Below are 18,072 nucleotides of genomic sequence, written 5' to 3' on the forward strand. Positions count from 1 at the left end.
GATCGGCCGCTACGCCGGCCTCGTGCGTCCGGCGACGTGACCCCGCGGCCGGGTCGCGGTCATGACGAGGCCGGTGCCGCCGGGCCGGACGTCAGAGCCGCCTGTACGATGCGGATCGCCTCGCCCGCGTCGATGCCGACGCTGGCGATCACGGCCGCGTAGTCGGCGGCGGCCCGGCGGGCCCGCTCCCGGCCCTCCTCGCCGGCGGCCGACACGAACGATCCCGCCCGTCCGCGCGTCTCGATCAGCCCCGCCTCCTCCAGCTCCCGGTAGGCCCGGCCGACCGTGTTGACGGCCAGGCCGAGGTCGGCCGCGAGGTGGCGGATGGTCGGCAGCCGGGCGCCCACGGCCAGCGTGCGGTCCTGGATCTGCCGGGCGAGCTGGGCCCGCAGTTGCTCGAACGGCGGCACCGGCGAGGCCGCGTCGATGACGATCATCGGACGCTCATGACCCGCCGGGCCACCGTCGCGCTCGACGGCGTCCTGGTGTGGAGCGCGGTGAGCGCGGCCAGGCCCAGGATCAGGCAGGCGATCGCGGCGGCGCCCCACCAGCCGGGCGCGGTGCCGAACAGCAGCACCATGGGCAGCGACCACTGCACGTTCGGCGTGACGAGCTCGCGGGCGTCCTCGACGCGCATGATGACGTCGGCGGTCAGCGACTCCTCGTCCTCCGCCACGACCGGACACCTGATCAGGTGGCGCAGCTGCATGGCGGTGATGGCCGTCGCGCCGAGCAGGCCGATCAGCGCGACAACGGCCAGCTGCCGCACGGTGGGGTCGGGGACGGCCAGGGCGCTTGCGGTCAGCGCCATCGCGCCGGTGAACGTGGCGAGTGCGAAGACGGCGTACGGCCGGCCGAGCACGGCCCGCCAGCCGGGCTGGACCAGATGGGCGGCCCTGCGCGACAGCGTCGCGCCCGCCCGCTGGTCGACGCGTCGCACCCACCGGTCGAGCAGCGACTGTGCCAGCAGCAGCCCGGCCAGCAGCGCGGTCAGGGCCAGCAGCGGCAGCGGGCGACCGTCGAAGGCGGAAATCGCGGCGAGCGCGCTCGCGATGATCAGCACGGCCAGGATGACGTAAGAGGCGAGGCGGGCGCGTCTGCGGACCGTCAGCCGGCTGGCCAGCAGCGGGGTCGGGTGGGCGTCGGCCAGGTCGTGCCGGACCAGCCACTCGCCCGCTATTCGCAGCTCGGTCGCACACGTCGGCGGGCCGGCGTCCGGTAACGGTTCACGGGTCATAGCGCCTCCCTTTGTCGCAAGCTTTGTAGCAACATGGTGCGTCATACCTTGCGACAAAGTCAACGCCCCCTGACGGAGCCGACAGCGCCTGCCAATCGATCCTGCCGAGAGGACCCTGCCGGGCTTGACCTTGACACCGGTGGCACCCTTTACGCTGGCGCCTATGTCCAAAGACACCCTGCTCAAGCACGACCAGCACTTCTTCCAAGCCCTGATGGACGCCGACGCCGCCCGGCTGGACGCGCTCCTTGCCGAGGACTTCGTCCTGGTGGGCATCGAGGACGGCGCGGTCGCGGACAAGGCCGCCCTGCTCACCCTGATCACCAGCGGGGCCCTCCGCTTCCCGGAGATCGACTCCTTCCCCGAAGAGGCCATCGTCCGCCGCGTCGGTGACGTCGGCCTGGTCGTCGGCCGAACGAGCATGACCTTCGAGAACCCGGACGGGACGACGTTCAGCGCGGGCAGCCGCTACACCCACGTCTTCGCCGCCGACGCCTCCGGCACGTGGCGCCTGGTCTCCGCCCAGGGCACGGCCATCAGGCCCTGACGGTCATCTGTGTCAACCAGCCCGGGAGCTCCGGTCACTCAGCGCCACTTCTCCCCCGATGACGCCGGCCCGAGCGCGGGTCCAGCCGAGATACCGGCAATACCGGCCATGGACGGATCCTGAAGGCGCCGACCTGGGCAGACGACAGTGCGCGCACAGGGCTGGGCGCCGCCCCGACTTCCGGGATCAGCCGATCTCGGAAGTCATCTCCAGGCTGGACTCCCGAGACTCCGCATCCCGTGACCTCGGAGAGGCTCCAGTCCCCTTCCGAGGCGGGTGGTCGTCGACGGTCATGGAGTTGTAGAGGCGTGCGCTCTTGGCGGTGAGGCGGAGGAGGGCGCGGCTGGGCCCCGCGGGCAGGGCGGAGATCAGGCGGGCACCCTGGGCCAGTCCCCGCACGCCGAGGCGTGAGGTGGGGATCAGGGTCTTCGCCGCGCTGAGCGCGGCCGCGTGGCCGCCGCGCACGTGCTCCGCCATCGCGCGCTCGTAGGCGGGGAAGGCGCGCTCGTGGTCACCGCCCGCCCGCGCCAGCTCCCCGGCGAGGACGTACGCGCCGACGACGGCCAGGCTGGTGCTGCCGCCGACGGCCGGGCCGGGGCAGTAGCCCGCGTCGCCGACGAGCGTCACCCTCCCCCGCGACCAGGTGTCCATGCGGAGCTGGGTGATCGAGTCGAAGTAGAACGTCGGGGTGCGGTCGAGCTCGTCCAGCCAGCGGTCCACGTCGGGGTGCATGCCGTCGAACGCACCGCGCAGCAGCTCCTTCTGCCGGGGCACGTCGTGGTGGTGGTAGTCGAGCTCGCGCTCGCTCCGGAACAGGAACAACGCCCGCGCGTCGCCGAGGTGCCGCGCGCCGTACATGCCGGCGGTGCGGCCGACGCCGACGTGCATGAGGAGCTCGCCGTCGAGGCCGGAGACGTTCGGCAGGGTCAGCACCCCGAGGTAGGCCCCGATGAAGGCGCTGAAACGGGACTCGTCGCCGAAGACGAGGCGGCGCACGTTGGAGTGCAGCCCGTCCGCGCCGACGACGAGGTCGAAGCGGCGCGGTGCGGCGTTGTCGAACCGCACCTCCCCGTCGGGCGAGATCGCGGTGATCGAGTCGCCGAAGACGTACTCGACGTCGTCGCGCGCGGCGTCGTAGTAGATCTCGCTCAGGTCGTCGCGCATGATCTCGACGTGCCGGTTGGACGTGGCGCTGAAGATCTTGGCGAGGTCCACCCGGACGGGACGCCGTGCGCCCTCCCGGTAGACGGTCATCCGGTTGGTGCCGGTGGCCCGCTCCTCGACGCGCGGGAGCACGCCCATCTTCTCCGAGATGTTCATCGCGGGCCGGAACAGGTCGACCGCGTGGCCGCCGGTCCTGCGCAGAGTCGGCGCGCGCTCAACGACGGTGACGGAGAAGCCGTGCCTGGTGAGCCAGTAGGCCAGGACCGGACCGGCGACGCTGGCGCCGGAGACGAGAATCCGCATGGCACCCTTCTTTGTCATTCAGACCACCCGTGCGGCGTGGAGCGCGGTGAAGGCCAGCAGGAGGGTGGCGGTCCGCGGTGGATCCTCGAGCAGGGGCGAGTGCCCGAGACCGGGCAGCAACTCGACCTTCGCCCCCGGAACAGCGCGGTAGTCGGAGGCGGATGAGGATCGCCATCTGCGGTCGTCCTCACCGAAGATCACCAGTAGCGGCCTGCCCAGGACCGCCAGCCGATCCGGGAGCGCCTGCTGCTCCATGTAGTGGCGGGTGGCCTGCATCGTCGTGGTGAGCGTGTGGTAGGTCATGGCGCGCACCTCGTCCAGGAGCTCTTGTGGGATCTGGTAGCCCGCGCGGCTGAAACCGGTGCTCGCGAACTGACGGAGCTGCTCGTCGGTCGGCGGCCACTGCGACGGTCCGAATGCGGCGGACTCCGGTGCGATGAAGGCGTCCAGGCTGGGGCCGGTGTTGATGAACGCGAGCGCGGTCACCAGATCGGGCCGCTGTTCGGCGAGGGCGGTGGCGACCGCGCCGCCGCTGGAATGGCCGACGACTACGACGCGCTCGACGCCGAGCCGGTCCAGCGCCGCGCCGGCCCTGCGCGCCTGGTCCGGGAGCGCGTAACTACGGTCGGCCGGTTTGGCCGACCGGCCGTGCCCGAGCAGGTCGATCCGGATGACGCGGTGAGATCCGGTCAGCAGCGGAACCATCGGGTCCCACGATCGGGTCGAGGATGCGGACCCGTGGACGAGCAGGAGTGCGGGGGCGTCGCGGGGGCCGTTCTGGCACACGTAGATGTCGCCGTCGTCCATAGGCAGGGTCGAGCTCTCGGTGGTCTCGGCGCCGCCGTTCAGGTGCGGTCCGCCGTCAGAAACAGTCATGAGCCCACTGTCGCCGCCGGTACGCGCCGGCGGATTGGACAAATGTTCCCCTCCGTCAGCTCGCTAGCATGGGACGGTGCGGACGTTCGTCCATGATGCGGCTGTGTGGGGCGTCGCGTGCCCGCGGCGGCCCAGCCGGGTGGCCGGTGTCACCATGGCCGGGTTCCGTGTCCGTGACCTGGACGCGCTCCGGATGGTCCCGCACCCGGCCGTGATGCTGCTTCTGGAGTTCGGCGCCGGTTCGCCCGTCGTGGACGACGCCGCCGGGCGGCAGCAGCGGGGAAGTGTCGTGGCCGGGCCCGGGATCGGGTCCGGAGGTGCGCTCTGGGCGCGGGGTGAGAACGTCGAGTGCGTGCAGGTGCGCCTGTCCCCGGTGATCGCAGGCGCGGTTCTGGGCGTCTCCCCCGCCGACCTCGACGGCGCCGTGGTGCCCCTCGAGGACCTGTGGGGCCGGGAGGCGTCACGGATCCGTGAGCAACTGGGTGATGTCTCGTCGTGGCAGGATCGCTTCGCGTTGACGGACGCGCTGCTCGCCCGCCGGCATGAAGCGGGGGCGCCGGTGGACCCGGAGGTGGCCTGGGCCTGGCACCGGATCGTCGGCAGCCGTGGCCTGGCCCGGGTCGACGGACTCGCGGCCGAGGTCGGGTGGAGCCGTAAGCGGCTGTGGTCCCGGTTCCGGTCGCAGCTCGGCCTGCCGCCCAAGCGCGCCGTGAAGCTGGTCCGCTTCGACCATGCCGCCCATCGCCTGGTCGCGGGTGAAGGCGCGGCCCGAGTCGCGGCCGACGCCGGCTATGCCGACCAGTCCCACCTGCATCGGGACGTCATGGCGTTCACCGGGGCGACCCCCGCGACCGTGGCCCGCGAGCCGTTTCTCGCCGTTGACGACATCGCATGGCCCGGCCGCGGAACACCCACCAAGCCTCACGTCTCCAGGGATCTCCGGCTCGGTCGCCGGCCGGAGGTGAGACGGCTACCGCTGTGAACGTCGCCGCGGTCACCTGCGCTGGGCGGGTCCGGCGCCGCTCAGCGGTCATCGCCGCCCGGCTCGTCATCGCCACAGGCGAACAGGCAAGAAGGGCCGGCACCCGTCACCCGCCACCGTCCTGCGCATGCTCCGCGGCCACGACGGACAGACCACCGCGCAGGCCCAGCCGAACAACGCCTGATCAGACACCCCGCCCCCAGGCCGGCAGTGGCTGACCGGACCTGGTGGTACACGGCCAAGACCTGGGGATGGGCGGCCACCGATCCTGACGGCTGGGAGCCGTACTCCCTGGCGGAGGTATGTTCCGTTTCGATCGGCTGAATCATGTGCCGGGCCTGGACGCGTGCTGCCGAGCCACACCGCATGCGCCCGGTAACCGCTCCGGCGGACCGGTCCTGTTACCTTCTCCCGACGGCACTCGTCATAGGTGCGACGGCCGAATACGAACGGTCGTCGCACCGACGAGTGAATCGAGAACAGGATGCTGACCGACATCATGTACGTGACGATCTACGTCACCGATCAGGACCGCGCGCTGGGGTTCTACACCGAGGGACTCGGCATGGAAAAGCGGATCGACTTCCCGGGGCCCGACGGACGTTTCCTCACCGTCGGCGTTCCCGACAGCCCGGTGCAGATCATCCTGTGGTCGCATGCGGCGGCCGCGGGACAGCCGGGCGACGTGGGCCAGCATGCCGCGCCCGGTCCGCTGATCCTCGAATCCGACGATTTGCGAAAGGACTTCGAGATCCTGCGCCGGCGCGGCGTCGTCTTCGAACAGTCCGAACCCGAGGACTATCCGTTCGGGGTCCGCATCGAGGCGGTGGACCCGGACGGCAACCGGATCTCGCTCCGTCAGCAGCGAAAGCCGTGACCTCCCACCCGTCCGGCCTCGTGGCCGAGGCGTTCGAAGCCCAGCGCGATCGGCTGCGCGCCGTCGCGTACCGCGTGCTGGGCTCGCACGCCGACGCCGAGGACGTGGTCCAGGAGGCCTGGATGCGCCTCGTCCGCCAGGACGAGGCGACCATCGGCAACCTGGCGGGTTGGCTGACCACCGTGGTCGGCCGGATCAGCCTGGATCTCCTGAGATCCCGCCGAGCCCACCCCGAAACCGCCCACGGGCAAGAGCTGGCGCACCTCGTGGTGACGCCGGCCGACGACCCCGCGCCGGACGAGCAGGTGGCGCTGGCCGATTCGGTCGGCCTCGCCCTGCTCGTCGTGCTCGACTCGCTCGCCCCGAGCGAGCGCCTGGCGTTCGTCCTGCACGACATGTTCGCGGTCCCGTTCCACGAAATCGGCCAAATCCTGGGCAAATCCGCCGACGCCACCAAAATGATCGCCAGCCGCGCCCGCCGCAAGGTCCAAGCCACGGACCGGCTGGCGGGCCCCGGCCGCGAGCACCGAGAGGTCGTCCAGGCATTCCGTGCCGCCGCCCTCAGCGGCGACTTCGAAGCGCTCCTGCGTGTCCTCGACCCGAACGTGAAACTGACCGTCGACACTCCCGACGGCGTGGTCGTCACCCTCGGCGCCACCAGGGTCGCCGCCGGCGCCCGCATGTTCTCCGGCGAGGTCGCCCGCCACCGACCCGTGCTGCTCAACGGCATCCCCGGCCACATGTCCTGGCGCCCCGACGGAACCCCTCTCTCCGTCATCGCCTTCACAGTCGCCGAAGGCCGGATCACCGGCATCCACATCGTCGTCGACCCGGCCAAACTCGCCTCGATCCATCTGCCCGCCCCGGCCTGAGCCGGTGTCGTCAGGGTCGCCCGTGCATGCGCAAGCCGTCCCGGGCCGTCACTACCGGCGGGGACCCCTGGCCGCCGCGGTGACGACGGCGCTGATGGACGCCGAGATCGCCTCCTGGGCCGCCTCGGACGGCCCAGGAGGTCCGGCATGAACACGCTCACCCGCCTGCTGCGCCCAGACTCGGAACCGGGCCAGGGCGAGTGCGGACCGCTCCCGCGCCAACCCGGTCCAGGATGGCCTAGTAGTGCTCTGTCAGGTCAGCTTGCTGTGGCTGGTCGGGTTGGCCGGGTGGTGGTTCGATCCGGGCGTGCCCCCGAACAACTCGTGCACATCCGTCAGCGGCTGGAGAGGTTCGCCACTGAGGTGTTCACCCCCTTACCCCGCGCTGACCAGCGGGTCAAGGGTCTGACCTGCCTGCGGGGACTGCTGCTGGACGGCCGCCGCAAGTCGATGCAGCCGATGGCCGAGCGCCTCGGCGTGGATCACCAGGGACCGCAGCAGTTCGTCACCGCCTCCACCTGGGACTTCTGCGCGGTACGGCAGCGCCTGGCCGTCCGGGCGACCGAGGTGACTGCCCCGCGCGCGTGATCCTCGCCGGTCCCCGGCCGATACAGCCACGCCGGGCCGATGTCCTTCAGCCGCGGCAGCAGTCCGAAGCCCAGCGGTCAGGATTCGGATCATAGGGCTGCAGGCTCTCCTGACCTGGTACGAGCAGCCGCTGGCGCGGACAGCGGGTGCGGGAGGGGGCTGGGCCACGGCTACGCGGAGGGTGTCGGCGACCAGAGTCCGGCCGCGGTTCCCTCCTCGACATGCTTGCGATAGGTGACGACCTTGCCATGGATGATCTCCAGGCTGGCCGTCAAATCGGCGATCCTGTCCCGGACGGTTCTTTCGTGCTCCTCCAGGAGCGCGAGCCGCTCCGCCTCGTTGCCCGGACCGGATCGGACAAGCCGAGCGAACCTCTTCAGGGCGGCGATGGGCATGCCGGATTCCCGCAGCCGGTTGCACAACAGGAGCCACTCCACGTCCGCCGGTCCGTAGACGCGCTGCCCTCCGGCCGTGCGCGGAATCGGACGGACGAAGAGCTCCTCACGTTCGAAGAACCGCAAGGCGTGCACGCCCAGGCCGGTCGCCTTCGCGACGTCTCCGATGGAGAGGCCGTCCGCGTTCCTGCTCATGCCACACCGCCACAGCTTGACCTAGATTGCACTCTAGATTTTAACGTCGACCCCATGGCAATCACGCAACACAAGATCGGCTCGGGATTCAACGCGCACAGCACGGCGGACGAAGTCCTGGCCGGCATCGAGCTGTCCGGCAAGAACGTCCTGATCACCGGCGGCTACTCAGGTCTTGGGCTGGAGGCCACGAGCGCGCTGGCCCGCGCCGGGGCGCACGTCATCGTGCCCGCTCGCCGTCCTGCCGTGGCGACGGAGGCGCTGTGCGGCATTCCGCGGACGGAGGTGCGGGAACTCGACCTGGCAGACCTCGACAGCATCCGGATGTTCAGTGACCGGTTCCTGGAGACCGGCCGGCTCCTCGACATCGTCATCGACAACGCGGGTGTCATGGCCTACCCGAACACGCTCATCGGCCCAGGTTGGGAACCGCACTTCGCCATCAACCACCTCGGGCACTACGCCCTGGTCAACCGCCTGCGCCCGGCCCTGGCCCCTACCGGGGCGCGGGTGGTGTCCGTCGCTTCGTCCGGGCACTTCCTGTCAGACATCCGCTGGGACGACCCGCACTTCCGCCACGGCTACGACCACTGGCTCGCCTACGGGCAGTCCAAGACGGCCAACGCCCTGTTCGCCGTCCATCTCGACGCCCTCGGCGCGGCCGGTGGCGTGCATGCCTTCGCGGTGCACCCGGGCAGCATCCTCACCCCGCTGCAACGGCGTATCCCCCGCGAGCAGCAGATCGCCCAGGGCTGGATCACCCCGGAGGGCCGCCATGCCGACGGCTTCAAAACCCCGGCGCAGGGTGCGGCGACGGCCGTATGGGCGGCCACGTCACCTCTGCTCGACGAGTACGGCGGCGCCTACTGCCAGGACTGCGACATCGCCGAGCCCGCGACCACCGACGACATGCTCGTCGGCGGCGTCAAGACATGGGCGATCGATCCCGATTCCGCGTCCCGGCTGTGGGCCCTCTCGAGCGAACTCACCGGGCTGGACTGCTTCTCCTGACCCAGGGGGTGAGGTCACGCGCCACGCCTCGTGCGCCTGGACCGGAGAGCACTGTGCGGGCCAGTCCTCAAACGCATGATCCGAATCCAGAACAGGACCTAGCGCGATCGCGTTCGACTGGCTCCCGCCTCGTCGTCGGCATCCGTCGTCTGCTCAGCGGCCAGGGACCCCAGCAGACGCAGGCGTTCGGCGGAGGGTGACCCGGGCTCGGCGGTATAGATGATCATCACCAGTCCGGGTTCTGCGGTGATGGCGAGTTCTTCGTAGGCGAGGACGAGCTCACCCACCTCGGGGTGGATGAATCGCTTCGTCCCCGCCCCGTGGCTGCGCACGTCGTGCGCGGCCCAGAGCGTGCGGAACGTCTCGCTGCGCGTGGAGAGCTCCCCGACGAGGTCCTGCAGGGCGCGATCGTGCGGGTCCCGGCCGGCTTCTGCACGGATGATCGCGACGCACATCTCGGCGAACAGCTCCCAGTCGGGGTAGAACTGCCGGGAGGCCGGGTCGAGAAACTGGAAGCGGGCGAGGTTCGGGGTGCGGCCGCCGTCGCCGATCACGGGCGCGTAGAAGCGGCGGCCGAGCGCGTTGGCGGCCAGCAGGTCCTGGCGGGGGTTGCGGACGAAGGCGATGCCGTCGGTGACGGCGTCCAGGGCCCAGTGCAGGCTGGGGCGGGAGGCGCTCTGCCTGCTCGCGCGGCGGCGCGGGCGGCCGGAGGCGGGGATGCCGTCGGCGGCGCGGGCCAGGTCGAACAGGTGCGCGCGTTCGGTGTCGTCCAGGTGCAGCGCCCGTGCGATCGCCTCCAGGACGGAGGTGGAGGCGCCGGCGATGGCGCCGCGTTCGAGCTTGGCGTAGTACTCCACGCTCACCCCGGCCAGGATGGCGACCTCGGTGCGCCGTAGGCCGGGTACGCGCCGGTTGAAGCCTGCCGGCAGGCCCGCCTGTTTGGGCGTGACCTTCGCCCGGCGCGAGGTGAGAAACTCGCGGACTTCGCGGCGATTGTCCATAAGCCCAGCGTAGATGGGGTCTGGCGGGTCTGGGGTGCCCTGCCGGTACACCCATCAGCAGAGACTCCCGCACCCGCGCCGGGCGGCGTTGACTGATGGGGTGCTGAACCAACGCCCACGTCTGCTTCCGACGCTGCTGCTCCTGCTGACCGTGTTCGGGCCCATCTCGATGGACCTGTACCTGCCCGTCCTGCCGGCGCTGACGGTCGAACTGGGCGCGGCGACCTCGACGGCGCAGCTGACCGTCACCGCCTGCCTCATCGGCCTGGCGCTCGGGCAGCTCGTCGCCGGGCCGCTGTCAGACCGGTCCGGCCGCACCCTGCCCCTGTATGCGGGACTGCTCGCCTACATCGTCACCTCGGCGCTGTGCGCGCTGAGCCCGAGCATCGAGACGCTCATCGCCGCCCGGCTCGTGCAGGGCCTGGCCGGCGGGGTCGGCCTGGTGATCGCGCAGGCCGCCGGGCGCGACGTCTACTCCGGCGGCGAGCTCATCCGCTACTACGGGCGCACGACCGTCCTCGGAGGCCTGGCCGCCATCGTCGGGCCGCTGCTGGGCGGCCGGCTCGCCACGGTCACCGACTGGCGCGGCCTGTTCCTTTTGCTCGCCGCGATCGGCGCCGTCGTCCTCGCCGCCACCACCCTCGTCTACCGCGAGACGCTGCCCGCCCACCGCCGCACCGCGGGCGGCCTCGCGCAGACCGGCCGCGACTTCCGCACGCTGCTGTCGGACCGCGTGTTCACCGGCGCCGTGCTCGTGCAGGGCTCCGTCAACGCCGCCCTGTTCGCCTACCTCGCCGGGGCGACCTACGTGCTCCAGAGCGTCTATGGCCTGTCCCCGCAGCAGTATGCGCTCGCTTTCGGCCTGAACTCGGCCGGCTTCATGACCTTCGGATACGTGGCCGGCCGTACCAGCGAGCGCTGGAGCGTGCGCGGCACGCTCGCCGCGGGCCTGGCGATGTGCGCGCTCGGCGCGCTCGGGCTGCTGGCCGCCGGGCTGCTCGCGCTGCCGCTGGCCGTGGTGATCGTGTCGCTGCTGGTCATGGTCAGCGGCGTGGCCGTCATCACCCCGCCGACGACCACGCTCGCCCTGGCCGGGTACCCGCAGCTGGCCGGCACCGCCTCATCGCTGCTCGGCATGGTGCGCTTCGCCTTCGGCGGCGTCGCCGCCCCCTTCGTCGGCCTTGCCGGGGCGGCCACGATGCTGCCGCTCGGCATCGTCGCCGTCGTCTCGGTCGCGCTTGCGGTGGCCGCCTGCGCCGCCTTCACCCCCCGTCGCCGCGCGCGAACGGCGGAGTCGTACCCGGTCAACGGACCCGAGCTCGCCGGAGCGCCGACGCGCTGAACAAGCCGTGCGGACGGACGCCGTGTCCGGCGCGGCTCCCCGTCGAAACGCCAGGAAGGAGACCAGCTCGGCCGTTCAGACCTCGCCCACCAGGGGAATGCCCCCCTTGGTGGGGTATCCCGAAGGATCCGTACGGGAAGCTGCCGCTTTCGGTGCTGCCGGGTATCCGGCCACCGGCCGGCGACGCACCCGCCGAGACGGACCTCGAACGCTTGAAAGCGTTCGCTGATCCGCCGCCATCACCTGACACTGTTGAAGGAGATACCTCTCATGCGTGGAGTAGTTCTGCATTCCCCAGGCGACGTGCGCGTCGAGGACCGCGCTGACCCGCAGATCGTCCAGCAGACCGACGCGATCATCCGCGTCGTCGCGTCCTGCGTCTGCGGCTCGGACCTGTGGCCCTACCGGGGCGTGGACAAGGCCGACGGGCCGGCGCCGATGGGCCACGAGTACGTCGGCGTCGTCGAGCAGATCGGCGACCAGGTCGAAACGGCCAAGGTCGGGGACTTCGTCGTCGGATCGTTCTTCGCCTCCGACAACACCTGCGAGATCTGCCGGGCCGGCTACCAGTCCCGATGTGTGCGCGCCGAGCCGATCGGCGCCCTCGGCACCCAGGCGCAATACGCGCGCATCCCACTGGCCGACGGCACCCTGGTCGCCACCCCCGCCATGCCCGAGCCTGACCTGGTCGGCTCGCTGCTGACCGCCTCCGACGTGCTCGGCACCGGCTGGTTCGCCGCGGTCGCCGCCGAAGCCGGCCCGGGCAAGACCGTCGCCGTGGTCGGTGACGGCGCGGTCGGACTGCTCGGCGTCCTGGCCGCCAAGCAGCTCGGCGCCGAACGGATCGTCGTCTTCAGCCGCCACGCCGACCGGCAGAAGCTCGCCACCGAATTCGGCGCCACCGACATCATCACCGAACGCGGCGACCAAGGCGTCGCACAGCTCAAGGAGCTCACCACCGGGCTGGGCGCACATTCGGTCATCGAGGCTGTCGGCACCCAGGAGTCGATGATGCAGGCCATCCGCTCCACCCGCCCCGGCGGACACGTCGGCTATGTGGGCGTCACCCACGACGTCGCGCTGCCGGGCGAGGAGCTGTTCTTCTCCGGCGTGCACCTGCACGGCGGACCTGCTCCGGTACGCCGTTTCCTGCCCGAGCTCATCGATCTGATCTGGGACCGGAAGATCGATCCCGGCAAAGTCTTCGATCTCGAACTCCCGCTGGAGGAGGCCGCCGAGGGCTACCGAGCGATGGACGGACGCCGCGCCGTCAAGGTCCTGCTGCGCCCCTGACGACCCGGTGCCTGGCCCTTACGTACACCGCGGCCCCGGCCGGCACCCGCTGGTGACGGCCAGGCGTTCAGGAGGAGTCGACATGGACTACAAGCACCTCGGCCGGAGCGGCCTGCGAGTCGGCCGGCTCGGCCTGGGCACGATGAACTTCGGCATGACCACCGACGAGCCCGCCGCCTTCGACATCATGGACCAGGCCGTCGAGGTGGGGATCAACTTCTTCGACACCGCCGACGTCTACGGCGGCCCCAGTCCCCGGACACGGACAAGGGCTACGGCGTCTCCGAGGAGATCATCGGCCCGCGCACGACCGAGCAACTCAGCCGCAGCCAGCGCGCGCTCAAGGTCTCCCTCACCGAGGAGACACTCAAGAAGCTCGATGACATCTGGCCGGGCCCGGGAGGCGAAGCGCCCCAGGCCTACGCGTGGTAGCTCACCGTGCCGCGCGCCTCGACCGGCACAGCGCCTCTCTTTCGTCAGGGAAACGAGGCCCATGACATCCGATCCCGCCACAGAGGAAGCTCTCTTCGAGATCTGACCGGTGACGCACAGTCACCGATCACAGCATGTCCGCCGGATTCCCTGGCGCGGCCGGAGGCGCAGTGGCGCTCAGCCGTGATAGGCGGCTGTCGCGATGCGGACGAACGAGGGGATCAGCGGGTTCGTGTCGCCCTCGTTCCACACCGTGACCACGCGGCTCGGCGGCATATCGATCAGTGGTACCGCGGTCAGGCCCTCGGGCATGTCATGCCCGAGCGGGGTCATGCCGACCGTGCCGTTCCAGAGCACGGCCTGCCGGCATTCCTGGACTGCCCGTACCACCGGTCCCTCACGGGGCTCGCCGCCGTTCCAGTACGACCACCAGAGCGGGTCGGTGCCGTCCGGGAACTGGAACCAGCGACGGCCGGCCAGGTCGGCCAGCTCCAGGCGCCCGCGGCGGGCGAGGGAGTCGTCGGCGCGGAGTACCGCGCCGACCGGGTCGGTGCGCAGCTCGTGCACGGCCAGGCCGGTCTCGTCGAAGGGGGCGCGCGTCAGGGCGAGGTCGACCAGTCCGGCGCGCAGTCCGCAGGTGGGATCGGTCAGGTCGGCCTCGCGGATGCGGACCTCGACGCCCGGGTGCCGGCGGCGGTAGGCGTTGGCCAGCCGGACGGCGCCCAGGTCGGTGCCGTCGCCGAGGAGGCCGATGGTGATGGCCGCGGGGCCGGCCTCTGCGGCCACGCGTGCGCGTACCCGGTCGGCCTGGTCGAGCAGGTTGCGTGCCTCCTTCAGCAGCACCGTTCCGGCGGGAGTGAGGGTGACGCCCTGGGAGGATCGGTGGAGCAGGGGGGCGCCGAGACTGGTCTCGAGCTGTTTGATCGCTCGGCTCAGCGGGGGCTGGCTCATGTACAGCCGGGCAGCCGCCCGGCCGAAGTGGAGTTCCTCGGCGACCGCGACGAAGTAGCGCAGTGTTCGCAGCTCCATGCTGCAACGATATCCGTACGGTATCGGGACCGCTGAGACCGGTCTTGGACGACCGTGGCACCGTGGCGGTGCAATCGAAGCATGAACGAAGTGCTGCTTCCCGATCCTGCCGTGCACGTTGCCGGCGCCCAGGAGATCGCCCCCGACCTGCTGGTGATCCCGGACCGCGGAGTCCCGTTGGTCCCCAACATCGGCGTCATCGGCGGCACGCAGGCCGTCCTCGTCGTCGACACGGGCATGGGCACCGCCAATGCCGAGCAGGTCCTCGCCCTGGCGTCCGAAGTGGCCAGAGGCCGCCGTCTGTACCTGACCACGACACACTTCCACCCCGAGCACGCCTTCGGCGCGCACGCGTTCGCCGACCAGGCCACCTACCTGGTCAACCGCGCGCAGGCGGACGACCTGAAGACGAAGGGCCCGGGGTACCTGGAGATGTTCCGCGGCTTCGGCGCGCCGATCACCCACCGCCTCGAAGGCCTAGGCACGCCCACCCCCGATGTGGTCTACGACGACGGATACGTCCTGGACCTCGGCGGCCGCACCGTGCGGCTTCGGCCCACCGGCCAGGGCCACACGAAGGGCGACCAGGTGGTCGAGGTAGCGGACGCCGGTGTGCTGTTCACCGGCGATCTGGCCGAGACCGGACAGTTCGCGATCTTCCCCTGGTTCCCGCCGCACGACACCGACGTCTCCGGCGTCGGCTGGCTGGCCGTGATGGAGCGGCTGGCGGCTGTCGGGCACCGGGTGGTGGTTCCCGGTCACGGCGAGGTCGGCGGACAGCAGGTCCTCACCGACGTCCGCGACTACCTGCGCGAGCTGCGTGAGGAGACCTGGCGGCGGCGTGACTCCGCGATGGGCGAGAGCGAGATCGTGGCCGAGGTCCGGGCGCTGCTGATCGAGCGGCACCCGGAATGGGCCGGGCAGGAGTGGATCGACAAGGGCGTCAGCTGCCTGTGCACCGAACACGTCGCATGACCCCATGCTGCTGTTTCTCGTGAACAACTTCGGGCCTCAAGATCTACAGCTGCTGTCCTATGGACCTGTTGCGCCACGACATGTTCATGACGATGTGCGGCGTCGGACGAGTCGATCGTCGAGATCGTGGACGAGGTGTGGCTGCCACTGCTGGGGGCGCCTGGGCCCCGTCCTCGTCGTCGGCTCCGGGACAGGGCCGCCGCCGGGTTGCCCGGGGGCCGTGAACGCTGCCCCGGCTGCGTCATTCCGCGCTGACGCACACCGCCGACGGTAGCGCCACCACCTTCACCCTGCTGTGGCCTCCTCCGGCCACACCTGCGTGACCTCAGACGTGAGGTCCTGCTGGGCGGCGATGGCCTCGAGCTGGTGCGCGTGGCTGGGGCAAGGTGGCGGGTGGCGGAATTCTTCCGATCCGGCAAGGGCCTGGCCGCACTGGAGGAGCACCAGGCCCCTCGCCATTCCTCCTAGTCCCGCTGGGTTCAGCCGTCGACGAAGGTGAGGCTGGTCGTGTCGTAGCGGGTGCCCGCCACCTGCTCGGGCGGGGCGGCGGCTTCGATGGCGGCGAGGTCCTCGGCGGACAGCTCGACGGTCAGGGCCGCGAGGTTCTCCTCCAGGTACCGCTGCCGCCGGGTGCCGGGGATCGGCACCACGTCGTCGCCCCGGTGCTGCACCCAGGCCAGGGCGAGCTGGCCTGCGGTGACTCCCTTCGCCGCAGCCAACTCGTTCAGCTTCGCGACGATCGCCAGGTTCCGTTCGAGGTTGCCGTCGGCGAAACGCGGCTGGCTACGCCGCACGTCGGTCTCCGCCAGCCCCTCGACCGAGCTGTATCGGCCGGTCAGGAATCCGCGTCCGAGCGGGGAGAACGGGACCAGGCCGATCCCGAGATCGCGGCAGACCGGGGCGATCTCCGCCTCCAGGTCGCGGGTCCACAGTGACCACTCGCTCTGCAGCGCGGCGATCGGGTGCACCGCGTGCGCCCGCCGGATGGTTCGCGCGCCGGCCTCGGACAGCCCGAGGTGGCGGACCTTCCCGGCCCGCACCAGCTCGGCCATCGCGCCGACGGTCTCCTCGATCGGCACCTGCGGATCGACCCGGTGCTGGTAGTAGAGGTCGATGTGGTCGACTCCGAGTCGGCGCAGCGACGCCTCGCACGCCTGCCGCACGTAGGCGGCGTCGCCGCGGATGCGGGTGGGCTCGCCCAGGCGGTTGGCGAAACCGAACTTCGTGGCCAGCACCACCTCGTCACGGCGCCCGGCGATGGCCCGTCCGATCAGCTGCTCGTTGTGCCCGGCGCCGTAGAAGTCGGCGGTGTCCAGGAAGGTCACCCCGAGGTCGAGGGCGTGGTGCAGCGTCGCGATCGACTGCGCGTCGTCCGCGGCGCCGTAGCCGTGGCTCATGCCCATGCACCCCAGGCCCTGCGCGGAGACCGCCAGTTCGCCTAGGTGCCGGGTGGGGACGTCGGTCATGCTGCTGCCTCCTGGGCTCGGAACCTTCTGCCCACGACGCTAGGGGTTGGAGCGCGCTCCAAGTCAACCGGGCATGAACGCCATCACGGCCCTTGCGGCGCGGGGACGTTGTCCGGGCGGGCTCGGCGTCATCTTGCCGAGCTGCACCTTCACCCTCCGGGCTTGTCTCATGGATCTTCGGTGGTGATCCGAGGTAGATCGGCGCGAGGGGACATCACCGAATCGACATGATCTATCCGACGCCGAGTGGGGACGGCTGTCGCCGCCGCTACCGGTCGATCCGCGGCAGGAACGCGAGCCGATCCACCAGGGCGCCGCCGCCGTCGCCTTGATGCGGAAGGTGTAGGCGGCCATGAAAGTCCTGGTAGATGGCCAGGTGAATCTTCTCAACTAGACCAATACCATAAATAGGATGATACTGATCATGGTGCCGGACGCGGAACAGATCGCCGCGACCCTGACCGGCACGGCCGGTCGGGCACTGGACATCTTGGACAGCGGCATCGGCGCAGCCGCAGCACCATCCGAGTAAGCGGGCACTCACCGCTCACCGACCGGGTCATCCCACCGGGACACGGTATCCCCCGCGGTCAGAGCCGTAGGTCCTCTGGCGATTACTCGCAACAACTCTCCCCGGTCGCCTATGCGCCACCGCCGACATTCACGTTCCCCTCGTGATCCTCCAATCTTGTCGAGGCGCTCGCCCACGGCACGCTGGTTGCCGTGGGCGAGCGTCTTCAGCCGCGTGGACCACGAGCCTGCGCGATGAAGCGCGGATCATCGGTGGCGGGCACCCGCAGCGGCGAGCCCTGACGCAGCAGGTGCTGCTGCCCGACCACCTCGTCGAGCGAGCGCGGGCGCGTCCGAACCGCAAGCGGAGCGGTGGGCGCAGCGGGGAGCGAGCTACCCACAAGGACTCGCCGTCGAAGCCGTAGACGCCGATTGTCACCATTCTGAGCACCGGAAATCCCCCACCTGCCTGCTACTCGTGCCGCCTCCGGCAGCCCTGCCGGAGGCGGCGAGGTCGCATCACGCGACGGCGGTCCCCTCAAGCTCGACCATCAGGTCGGGGATCGCCAGCCGTGTCACCCCGAGCATCGTGGTGGTCGGCGCCACCCCGGCGGCGCCCAGCCGCGACGCCAGCACGCCGTAGTGTTGGAAAAGCAGATCGACGTCGGTGGTGTAGACGTTGAGCCGGACGAGGTTCGCGAGGGACATGCCGGCCTCGCCGAGCACGGCCTCCAGGTTGTCGAGGCTCAACGCCAACTGCGCCGCCATGTCACCGGCATGCTGGGGCTTGCCGGCACCGCTCATCGCGGTCTGCCCGGAGCAGTACAGGGTCCGGGTGTGCCCGGAGACGATCTCACCCTGGTTGTACCCCATCTCCACCGACCACGCCCACGGGTTGACCGCCGTTCGCTCCATTGCCACATCAGCTCCATTCGAGTCATCGACATTACGTACGTCCATCGGCTCGGTAGCCACGA

General features: G+C 70.6%; 18 protein-coding genes and 1 pseudogene. 10 read left to right on the plus strand and 9 right to left on the minus strand.

All coding sequences use genetic code 11. From position 1 onward, the window contains the following. Positions 1 to 59 precede the first annotated feature (59 nt). Positions 60 to 437 (minus strand): GntR family transcriptional regulator, encoded by a 378-nt coding sequence (locus ACZ6R6_RS26465; protein ID WP_470097608.1) that lies wholly within the window; start codon positions 435 to 437, stop codon positions 60 to 62. Then, a complete protein-coding gene (locus ACZ6R6_RS26470) occupies positions 434 to 1,237 on the minus strand; it encodes a hypothetical protein (RefSeq protein WP_470097610.1) in 804 nt (267 codons plus the stop codon). Before ACZ6R6_RS26470 ends, ACZ6R6_RS26465 begins: the two co-directional genes overlap by 4 nt. Before the next feature lie 163 nt (positions 1,238 to 1,400). Here ACZ6R6_RS26470 and ACZ6R6_RS26475 point away from each other — a divergent pair, with 163 nt between their 5' ends. Continuing rightward, entirely contained in the window at positions 1,401 to 1,784 is a 384-nt protein-coding gene (locus tag ACZ6R6_RS26475) for a YybH family protein (RefSeq protein WP_470097612.1), read from the plus strand. Positions 1,785 to 1,970: 186 nt separating this feature from the next. Here ACZ6R6_RS26475 and ACZ6R6_RS26480 read toward each other — a convergent pair whose 3' ends face one another. Both ACZ6R6_RS26480 and ACZ6R6_RS26485 read right to left on the minus strand, forming a co-directional pair. Then, entirely contained in the window at positions 1,971 to 3,251 is a 1,281-nt protein-coding gene (locus tag ACZ6R6_RS26480; protein WP_470097614.1) for an FAD-dependent monooxygenase, read from the minus strand. An 18-nt stretch (positions 3,252 to 3,269) separates the two neighbouring features. Then, entirely contained in the window at positions 3,270 to 4,127 is an 858-nt protein-coding gene (locus ACZ6R6_RS26485) for an alpha/beta fold hydrolase (protein WP_470097616.1), read from the minus strand. Between the two features lie 76 nt (positions 4,128 to 4,203). On the opposite strand from ACZ6R6_RS26485, the gene ACZ6R6_RS26490 reads away from it, so the two are divergent. From ACZ6R6_RS26490 to ACZ6R6_RS26505, 4 genes and pseudogenes are all read left to right on the plus strand, one after another. Further along, positions 4,204 to 5,109, plus strand: coding sequence for an AraC family transcriptional regulator (locus tag ACZ6R6_RS26490; protein ID WP_470097618.1), 906 nt, complete (start codon positions 4,204 to 4,206; stop codon positions 5,107 to 5,109). 484 nt (positions 5,110 to 5,593) lie between these two features. Next, entirely contained in the window at positions 5,594 to 5,986 is a 393-nt protein-coding gene (locus ACZ6R6_RS26495; RefSeq protein WP_470097620.1) for a VOC family protein, read from the plus strand. Further along, positions 5,983 to 6,858 carry a sigma-70 family RNA polymerase sigma factor gene (locus ACZ6R6_RS26500; protein WP_470097622.1) on the plus strand — a complete coding sequence of 292 codons (876 nt, stop codon included), beginning with the start codon at positions 5,983 to 5,985 and terminating at the stop codon, positions 6,856 to 6,858. Before ACZ6R6_RS26495 ends, ACZ6R6_RS26500 begins: the two co-directional genes overlap by 4 nt. 291 nt (positions 6,859 to 7,149) lie before the next feature. Continuing rightward, a pseudogene (locus ACZ6R6_RS26505) lies at positions 7,150 to 7,443 on the plus strand (transposase); the annotation flags it as partial. A gap of 173 nt (positions 7,444 to 7,616) precedes the next feature. Here the strand turns inward: ACZ6R6_RS26505 and ACZ6R6_RS26510 are convergent. Then, positions 7,617 to 8,036 carry a MerR family transcriptional regulator gene (locus ACZ6R6_RS26510; protein WP_470097624.1) on the minus strand — a complete coding sequence of 140 codons (420 nt, stop codon included), beginning with the start codon at positions 8,034 to 8,036 and terminating at the stop codon, positions 7,617 to 7,619. A gap of 54 nt (positions 8,037 to 8,090) precedes the next feature. Between ACZ6R6_RS26510 and ACZ6R6_RS26515 the strand changes: the two genes are divergently transcribed. Next, complete coding sequence (locus ACZ6R6_RS26515) at positions 8,091 to 9,047, plus strand: SDR family NAD(P)-dependent oxidoreductase (protein ID WP_470097626.1); 957 nt, start codon at positions 8,091 to 8,093, stop codon at positions 9,045 to 9,047. Positions 9,048 to 9,145: 98 nt separating this feature from the next. Here the strand turns inward: ACZ6R6_RS26515 and ACZ6R6_RS26520 are convergent, their stop codons facing one another. Next, positions 9,146 to 10,048 carry a helix-turn-helix transcriptional regulator gene (locus ACZ6R6_RS26520; RefSeq protein ID WP_470097628.1) on the minus strand — a complete coding sequence of 301 codons (903 nt, stop codon included), beginning with the start codon at positions 10,046 to 10,048 and terminating at the stop codon, positions 9,146 to 9,148. A gap of 100 nt (positions 10,049 to 10,148) precedes the next feature. On the opposite strand from ACZ6R6_RS26520, the gene ACZ6R6_RS26525 reads away from it, so the two are divergent. From ACZ6R6_RS26525 to ACZ6R6_RS26535, 3 genes are all read left to right on the plus strand, one after another. Next, positions 10,149 to 11,390, plus strand: a complete 1,242-nt coding sequence (locus tag ACZ6R6_RS26525; protein WP_470097630.1) for a multidrug effflux MFS transporter — start codon at positions 10,149 to 10,151, stop codon at positions 11,388 to 11,390. Between the two features lie 270 nt (positions 11,391 to 11,660). Continuing rightward, positions 11,661 to 12,683, plus strand: a complete 1,023-nt coding sequence (locus ACZ6R6_RS26530) for a zinc-dependent alcohol dehydrogenase family protein (RefSeq protein ID WP_470097632.1) — start codon at positions 11,661 to 11,663, stop codon at positions 12,681 to 12,683. A gap of 82 nt (positions 12,684 to 12,765) precedes the next feature. Continuing rightward, entirely contained in the window at positions 12,766 to 13,221 is a 456-nt protein-coding gene (locus tag ACZ6R6_RS26535; protein WP_470097634.1) for an aldo/keto reductase, read from the plus strand. A 71-nt stretch (positions 13,222 to 13,292) separates the two neighbouring features. Here the strand turns inward: ACZ6R6_RS26535 and ACZ6R6_RS26540 are convergent, their stop codons facing one another. Beyond that, positions 13,293 to 14,144, minus strand: coding sequence for a LysR family transcriptional regulator (locus ACZ6R6_RS26540; RefSeq protein ID WP_470097636.1), 852 nt, complete (start codon positions 14,142 to 14,144; stop codon positions 13,293 to 13,295). A gap of 81 nt (positions 14,145 to 14,225) precedes the next feature. Between ACZ6R6_RS26540 and ACZ6R6_RS26545 the strand changes: the two genes are divergently transcribed. After that, a complete protein-coding gene (locus tag ACZ6R6_RS26545) occupies positions 14,226 to 15,119 on the plus strand; it encodes an MBL fold metallo-hydrolase (protein WP_470097638.1) in 894 nt (297 codons plus the stop codon). A 479-nt stretch (positions 15,120 to 15,598) separates the two neighbouring features. On the opposite strand, the gene ACZ6R6_RS26550 is transcribed toward ACZ6R6_RS26545, so the two are convergent. Beyond that, the gene (locus ACZ6R6_RS26550; protein ID WP_470097640.1) at positions 15,599 to 16,585 is read right to left on the minus strand and encodes an aldo/keto reductase; all 987 of its coding nucleotides are present in this window, start codon (positions 16,583 to 16,585) and stop codon (positions 15,599 to 15,601) included. Positions 16,586 to 17,614: 1,029 nt separating this feature from the next. Further along, entirely contained in the window at positions 17,615 to 18,010 is a 396-nt protein-coding gene (locus ACZ6R6_RS26555) for a RidA family protein (RefSeq protein ID WP_470097825.1), read from the minus strand. Positions 18,011 to 18,072: the final 62 nt, after the last annotated feature.

The organism is Streptosporangium sp. NPDC048886, from assembly GCF_055586905.1.

Coding starts and splice junctions, on each gene's coding strand:
- ACZ6R6_RS26520 (WP_470097628.1), bottom strand. CDS start 10,048: ATGGACAATCGCCGCGAAGTCCGCGAGTTTCTCACCTCGCGCCGGGCG.
- ACZ6R6_RS26545 (WP_470097638.1), top strand. CDS start 14,226: ATGAACGAAGTGCTGCTTCCCGATCCTGCCGTGCACGTTGCCGGCGCC.
- ACZ6R6_RS26485 (WP_470097616.1), bottom strand. CDS start 4,127: ATGACTGTTTCTGACGGCGGACCGCACCTGAACGGCGGCGCCGAGACC.
- ACZ6R6_RS26535 (WP_470097634.1), top strand. CDS start 12,766: ATGGACTACAAGCACCTCGGCCGGAGCGGCCTGCGAGTCGGCCGGCTC.
- ACZ6R6_RS26515 (WP_470097626.1), top strand. CDS start 8,091: ATGGCAATCACGCAACACAAGATCGGCTCGGGATTCAACGCGCACAGC.
- ACZ6R6_RS26470 (WP_470097610.1), bottom strand. CDS start 1,237: ATGACCCGTGAACCGTTACCGGACGCCGGCCCGCCGACGTGTGCGACC.
- ACZ6R6_RS26550 (WP_470097640.1), bottom strand. CDS start 16,585: ATGACCGACGTCCCCACCCGGCACCTAGGCGAACTGGCGGTCTCCGCG.
- ACZ6R6_RS26540 (WP_470097636.1), bottom strand. CDS start 14,144: ATGGAGCTGCGAACACTGCGCTACTTCGTCGCGGTCGCCGAGGAACTC.
- ACZ6R6_RS26475 (WP_470097612.1), top strand. CDS start 1,401: ATGTCCAAAGACACCCTGCTCAAGCACGACCAGCACTTCTTCCAAGCC.
- ACZ6R6_RS26480 (WP_470097614.1), bottom strand. CDS start 3,251: ATGCGGATTCTCGTCTCCGGCGCCAGCGTCGCCGGTCCGGTCCTGGCC.
- ACZ6R6_RS26530 (WP_470097632.1), top strand. CDS start 11,661: ATGCGTGGAGTAGTTCTGCATTCCCCAGGCGACGTGCGCGTCGAGGAC.
- ACZ6R6_RS26510 (WP_470097624.1), bottom strand. CDS start 8,036: ATGAGCAGGAACGCGGACGGCCTCTCCATCGGAGACGTCGCGAAGGCG.
- ACZ6R6_RS26465 (WP_470097608.1), bottom strand. CDS start 437: ATGATCGTCATCGACGCGGCCTCGCCGGTGCCGCCGTTCGAGCAACTG.
- ACZ6R6_RS26555 (WP_470097825.1), bottom strand. CDS start 18,010: ATGGAGCGAACGGCGGTCAACCCGTGGGCGTGGTCGGTGGAGATGGGG.
- ACZ6R6_RS26495 (WP_470097620.1), top strand. CDS start 5,594: ATGCTGACCGACATCATGTACGTGACGATCTACGTCACCGATCAGGAC.